The sequence below is a fragment of the Micromonospora sp. KC606 genome (genome assembly GCF_004348675.1).
GTDB lineage: Bacteria > Actinomycetota > Actinomycetes > Mycobacteriales > Micromonosporaceae > Micromonospora.
The window spans coordinates 1-5985 of the sequence record NZ_SMKN01000289.1 but is presented as its reverse complement, the minus strand read 5'-3'; the positions used below and the strand labels follow the sequence as shown (position 1 = coordinate 5985).

Sequence of the window (5985 nt, the reverse complement as noted above, 5' to 3'; positions counted from 1 at the left end):
TAGAGTTACGGCGGTCATGGCGGAGGGGAAACGCCCGGTCACATTCCGAACCCGGAAGCTAAGCCCTCCAGCGCCGATGGTACTGCACTCGGGAGGGTGTGGGAGAGTAGGACACCGCCGGACAATCATTCATTCAGGGCCACCCCCGATCCGGGGAGTGGCCCTGAATGCGTTTTCGCCGAGGATCGGAAGCGAGAGCTGCGCATTCACGGCCCGCCTGTCGGACGCGCAGTCCGTACGATCTTCCGCATGGAAACCTTCGACGGCGTTGACGGCACCCGGCTTGCTTACCACCGGACCGGGGCGGGCGCCCCGTTGGTCTGCCTGCCGGGTGGTCCGATGCAGGCGTCGGCCTACCTCGGTGACCTGGGCGGTTTGTCCGCGTACCGGTCGTTGGTGCGGCTGGACCTGCGGGGCACCGGGGCCTCCGCGTTCCCGGGGGATCTGGTGACCTACCAGTGCGACCGGCAGGTCACCGACGTCGAGGCGCTGCGCGTGGCGCTCGGGCTGGACCGGCTTGACCTGCTGGGGCACTCCGCAGGCGCGAGCCTCGCCCTGCTGTACGCCGCCCGTCACCCCGATCGGGTCGGTGCCCTGGTTCTGGTCACTCCCAGCCCGATCACGGTCGGCCTGGAGGTCACCGAACGGGATCGGCGGGAGGTGGCCGAGATGCGCCGGAGCGAGCCCTGGTTCCCGGAGGCCTTCGCCGCGTTGCAGCGGATCTGGGCGGGCCAGGCCACGGCCGACAACTGGGCGGCGATCACCCCGTTCACCTGGGGGCGGTGGGACGACGTCAGCCGGGCTGAGGTCGCCCGGCAGGCGAAGGCGAAGAACGCGGAGGCGGCGGTGGTCTATTACTCCGACTCTGCCGCCGATCCGGGCACGGTCCGCTCCGCGCTGGCCGGTCTTGAGGCACCAGTATTGCTCGTCGCGGGGGAGTACGACGTGGCGCTCCCGCCGGAGCGGGCCGCCGAGTTCACTTCGCTGTTCCCGCGTGGTGAGTCGGTGGTGCTGCCGCGCTGCGGACACCAGCCGTGGCTTGACGACCCCGACGGCTTCGTCCGGGCGCTGATGGCGTTCCTGGCCTGACGGGTGGCCGTGCCGGTGGTGGCCCGACGCGACCGGTGACCGGCCACCGGCCCTCTCTGAGGCCGCGAATTGTGGCGTCCGGTGTCGGGGACACCACGAGCTGCGGCGAGCGGAGCGGACCAAACGCGCCGGGGGACGGGGTACCCCGGTTCATCGACGGTGCAGGCGCCGGTAGACCGGGGCCAGCCGCTTGTGCAGGTCCTGGTAGGTGCCGAAGATCTCGTCGTAGGTGGCACGGTGGGCGGCCGTCGGTTCGAAGATCTGGTCGCTGCGCATCAGGTTGGGGATGTCGGCGAAGGAGAGCATGCCGGTGCCGACGGCACCGATCCAGCCCGCACCGCGGGCGTTGACCGCGAGGGGTTGGGAGTCGCGCCGGATCTCGATGCCGAGCACGTCCGCGAAGATCTGGCACCACGAGTCCGACAGTGCCCCGCCGCCGGTGATCGCCATCGAGGTGACAGGCGCGCCGAGGAATCGGTCCACCGCCCGGGCGAGCCAGCGGGTGTTGAGCGCGACGCCCTCGAAGACCGCGCGCAGCAGGTCGGAGCGATTGGTGTCGAGGGAGATGTTGAGGAAGGCGGCTCGCAGGTGCGGGTCGTCGACGGGGGCGCGTTCGCCGTAGAGCCAGGGGGTGTAGAGCACCCCGTTGGCACCCGGCGGTACGGTCGGAATGATCTTGTCGAAGGCGTCGAAGATGGACCCCTCGTCGCGGGTGAGGTGCCCAGCGCTGAGCAGCGGGTCGTCGTACTCGACGATCTTGTCGCGCAGCCAGGTGAGGTTGGCCCCGGCGGTGGCCTGGAGGGCGGTCATCAGGTAGCGGTTCGGAATGGCGCACGGTACGGAGGCGATGCCGGCGACGACGTCGGTCTTCTTGCCAGGAACGTGGGCGGCGATCCACGACGAGGTGCCGAGGTAGAGGTGGGGTTCGTTGTCGCCGGTGGTGCCGGCGCCGATCGCGGCGGCGGTGTTGTCGATGGCGCCGGCGACGACCTGCACGGACCTGGGCAGCCCCAGGTGGGCGGCGGCGGCCGGGGCGAGCGTGCCGATCACCTCGGTGCAGGCCACGATCGGGGGTAGCTTGTCCCGGTCGATGCCGCAGTCGGCGACCAGGGCCGGGGCGTAGCGGATGTCGCCGGGCCGACGGTTGTCGGTGACCCACGAGGTCAGGATGGAGTCGACCGTCGCCACGGTGCGTCCGGTCAGCTTCAGGTTGATCCAGTCGAGCACGTTGAGGAACGACGCGGTCCGTTCGTACACCGCCGGCATCTCGTCACGCACCAGCAGCATGTGGGCGGCGGGATCCTTGCCGGTCACCGACGGCATCCCCCCGGTGAGGCGCAACCATCGGACGATCCGGCGCACCGACATTCCCTGGTACGCGGGGAAGCCGCCGAACTGCCGGCGCAGGTGCGGTGCCCCGCGCATGTCGAGCCAGCTGATGCAGGCGGTCAGCGGCTCCCCGTCGGCGCCGACGGCGATGGTCCCCTCGCCCTGGGTCGAGGCGCACACGGTGGTGACCGCCCGCATCTGCTCGGGGTGGGCGCGGCCGAGATCGGCGACGACCTGCCCGAGGGCGTCCCACCACGCGAGGGGATCCTGTTCGGCGCCGCCGCCGGGCAGCACCCGCAGCGGGACGGCCCGTTCGGCCCAGCCGGTGACCGTGCCGTCGGCGGCGACCAGAGCGGCCTTCATCCCGGAGGTGCCGAGGTCGATCGCCAGAACCTGGGGTGCGCTGCCGCCCACCGGTCAGACTCCCTCGACGAGGGCGAACACCCGGTCGAACCGGTCGAGCGCGTCGTCGATGACCTCGTCGGTGTCGGCCAGCGAGGTGTACATCCGGGAGCCGGCGAGGGTGATGATGCCGTGGGCGGCGTACGCGGCGCCCATCTGCTCCATCAGCCGCTTGCGGGCCTTGTTCTCCCTGAGCAGTTTCAGCGGGTTGCGCATGTCCAGCAGCATGACGCCGCTGCACTCCAGGTGCACGATCGACCCCTGGTTGTACGCGACGTACGGCAGACCGTACCGGTCGATGAGGCGTTGCAGGCCGCGGGTGAGGCGGTCGCCGGCGCGGCCGGCGATGACGGGGGCGTTGGTGCGGGCCATCTCCTGGATGGCGAAGTAGCCGGCCGCGCAGGACAGTGGGTTGGCCGAGAGGGTGCCGCCGACCTGGATGTGGGCGCCGCTCTTGCCGTCGAGGCCGGAGCCGAAGACGGCCATGATGTCAGCCCGGCCGCCGACGCCGCCGGCCATCGGGTAGCCGCCGGAGACGGCTTTGCCGAGGACGGTCAGGTCGGGGGTGACGCCGAAGTAGCCGGCGGCGCCCCCGAGGCCGAGCCGGAAACCGGTGACCACCTCGTCGAAGATCAGCAGTGCGCCGAACTCGTCGCACAGTTCGCGGACCTTGGCATTGTAGTCGCGGGGCACCGGGCGGGTGCCGGACTCCGGGCCGACGGGTTCGACGACGACCGCGGCGGTGCCGCCGCGCAGCCGGTTCTCGATCAGTTTGCGCTTGAGCTGGCCCAGGTCGTGCGGGAATGCCTCCCGGGTGCGGCTGGTGGCCCCGAAGGGGATGCCCTTGGCGTTCATCCGGTAGGTGCCGGGCACTCGTAGCCCGTACACCATGGTGTCGGACCATCCGTGGTACGCGCCGCCCAGCTTGATCACCGTCTTCTTGCCGGTGAAGGCGCGCGCGCCGCGTACGGCGGCCATCACCGCCTCGGTGCCGGAGCCGAGGGCCCGGTACATCTCGATGTGCGGCATGTACCGGTGGATGATCTCGGCGAGTTTGAGCTCGTACTCGTGGAACAGGCCGGTGACCGGGCCGGATGCACGGACGACCTCGGCGACCTGCTCGTTGACCGGCCCGTAGTTGCTGCCCAGGATGGTCGGGCCGCCGGCCTGGAGGAAGTCGATGTAGACGTTGCCGTCGCGGTCGACCAGGTGGGCGCCCTCGGCCTTGTCGATGGCGAGCGGGAACGGGTAGTTGAACGCCAGGTTGTGCTGCACCCCGCCGGGGATGCGCCGCTTGGCGCGGTCGGTGATCTCCTTGCTGGCCCGGCATTTGGTGTCGAAGTGGTTGAGCACGTCGAGCAGCGCGTCGTGGCGCAGCCCGCGCACCGGCTGGGCGACCAGTGCCTTGAGTCGGCGCATGACGTCGGGGACGTCGGGGTACTCGCTGATGGCGTACCCGAGGCGGGCCGACTCGGCGCCGGGCTTGTTTGGTGCGGCGTCGACGGCGGCGGCCCCACCGGTGGTGGCGATCTCGGCGGCGGCATCGGCGCTGGGCAGTTCCTCGCCGGCGGGCACCCGCAGCGGCTCGACCGCCTTGGTGATCTGGGCCGCGATGCGCTTCTCGTCGGCGCGTAGCTTGCCGAACGCGATCTCGCGGATCGGGGCGGGGATGGTGTAGACCCTGCCGGCCTCGGTGGTCAGGGCCAGCAGATAGGCGATGGAGACCTTCTCCAGCAGCGCCATGTTGAACACCGCCCGGTCGGGGTCGGTGCCGAGGGCGACGATGCCGTGGTTGGCGATGATGAAGGCGTTGTCCCCGCCGGCCACCTTCTTCTGCACGTTCTTGGCGAGGAAGCCGGTCCCGGACGGGGCGTAGTCGACGATCGCGACCCGCTTGCCGAGGAAGCGCACCTGCTCGTCGGTGAGGGCCGGGATCGGTTTGCGGAGGAACGCCAGCGCGGAGGCGTACGGCTGGTGGGTGTGCACGATCGCGTTGACGTCGGGCCGTTCCCGGTAGATGTTGGCGTGCATCCCGCACTCGATCGACGGTGCCAGGCCGGCGCCGGAGTCGTCGGGCACGTGCCGGCCGTCGAAGTCGACGATGCAGATGTCCTCGACGCGCATCCGGTCGTAGTCGTAGTTGCTCGGCGTGACCGCGTAGAGCCGGTGCCCGGGAATGCGCACCGAGACGTTGCCCTCGGTGGCCTTGAGGTAGCCCCGGTCGAGCATGGTCCGGCACATGTCGACGACGTGCTGGCGGGACATGCGATGCTTCACGACGCTCTCCTCGCTCCACGGGGGTGGTGCCCATCGTCGCCGGACAGCCGGATCGAATCACCGTCCCCGCGACAGCGAGATTGCCGGCCGGATCTATCACGGCGTGACAGAATCCCGCGGTGACCGCGACCCCGTGGCGGCGTCTGCCCGCCGACCTGTCCACCGCGATGCGCCCGCACCTGCCCGCGACCGTCGGGGCGGTCGCGGTCGCGGTCACCGAGGCGACGCCGGCCTTCGCCACCATCAAGGCGGTTAAGTTCGAACGGGACGTCCGCACGGCGGTGCAGGTCGCGCTCGAACGCTTTCTGGACCTGGTCGGCACCGACGAGCCCGCGCTGCCGCCCCGGTTCCGGGAGGTCTTCGTCGCCCTCGGCGCGGCCGAGGCGCGTGAGGACCGGGGACCGGAGGCGCTGCTGGCGGCGTTGCGGATGGCGGCGCGGCTGATGCTGCGGCTGGCGTCGGAGTCACTGGCGCGGTTGCGGCCGGTCGACACCGGTGAGCTGATCGACCTGTCCGACGCGATCAGCGCGTACGTCGACGAGCTCACCGCGGCGAGCACCGACGGGTACGCCCTGCAGTTACGTGAGCAGGCGGGGGAGGGGGACCGCCGCCGGCACCAGTTCGCCGAGCTGCTCCTGCGCGGCGACGGCATGCCCAGCGCGGTCGAGGCGGCGGCGTCGCGGATCGGGTGGGCGGTGCTCGACGAGGTGGTGCCTGTCCTGTTGCCGCCCGACCAGGTGCGCGACGCGCGGTTCCGGTACGGTGCCGACGGGCTGGTGATCGAGCGGCGGCACGACGCGGTGCTACTGCTGCGCGCCGGCCCCCGCACGGCCCGTCTCCCGCTGTCGGAGACGCTGGCGGGGCGGCAGGCGGTGGTGGGGCCGACGC

4 protein-coding genes and 1 rRNA gene are annotated in these 5985 nt (G+C 71.0%); 3 read left to right on the top strand and 2 right to left on the bottom strand.

Going from position 1 to position 5985, the window contains the following annotated elements:
- Positions 1-6: 6 nt before the first annotated feature.
- Both rrf and E1193_RS29365 read left to right on the top strand, forming a co-directional pair.
- A 5S ribosomal RNA gene (gene rrf / locus E1193_RS29370) occupies positions 7-123 on the top strand.
- Between the two features lie 126 nt (positions 124-249).
- On the top strand, positions 250-1089 hold the full coding sequence (locus E1193_RS29365; protein ID WP_132186413.1) for an alpha/beta hydrolase: 840 nt from the start codon (positions 250-252) through the stop codon (positions 1087-1089).
- Between the two features lie 150 nt (positions 1090-1239).
- Here E1193_RS29365 and E1193_RS29360 read toward each other — a convergent pair whose 3' ends face one another.
- Together E1193_RS29360 and E1193_RS29355 are read right to left on the bottom strand one after the other, a co-directional pair.
- Positions 1240-2832, bottom strand: coding sequence for an FGGY-family carbohydrate kinase (locus E1193_RS29360; protein ID WP_132186412.1), 1593 nt, complete (start codon positions 2830-2832; stop codon positions 1240-1242).
- 3 nt (positions 2833-2835) lie between these two features.
- On the bottom strand, positions 2836-5097 hold the full coding sequence (locus E1193_RS29355; RefSeq protein ID WP_132186411.1) for an aminotransferase class III-fold pyridoxal phosphate-dependent enzyme: 2262 nt from the start codon (positions 5095-5097) through the stop codon (positions 2836-2838).
- Positions 5098-5216: 119 nt separating this feature from the next.
- Here E1193_RS29355 and E1193_RS29350 point away from each other — a divergent pair.
- Positions 5217-5985: PucR family transcriptional regulator (locus tag E1193_RS29350; protein WP_132186410.1), on the top strand; the 769-nt coding region annotated here is incomplete at its 3' end.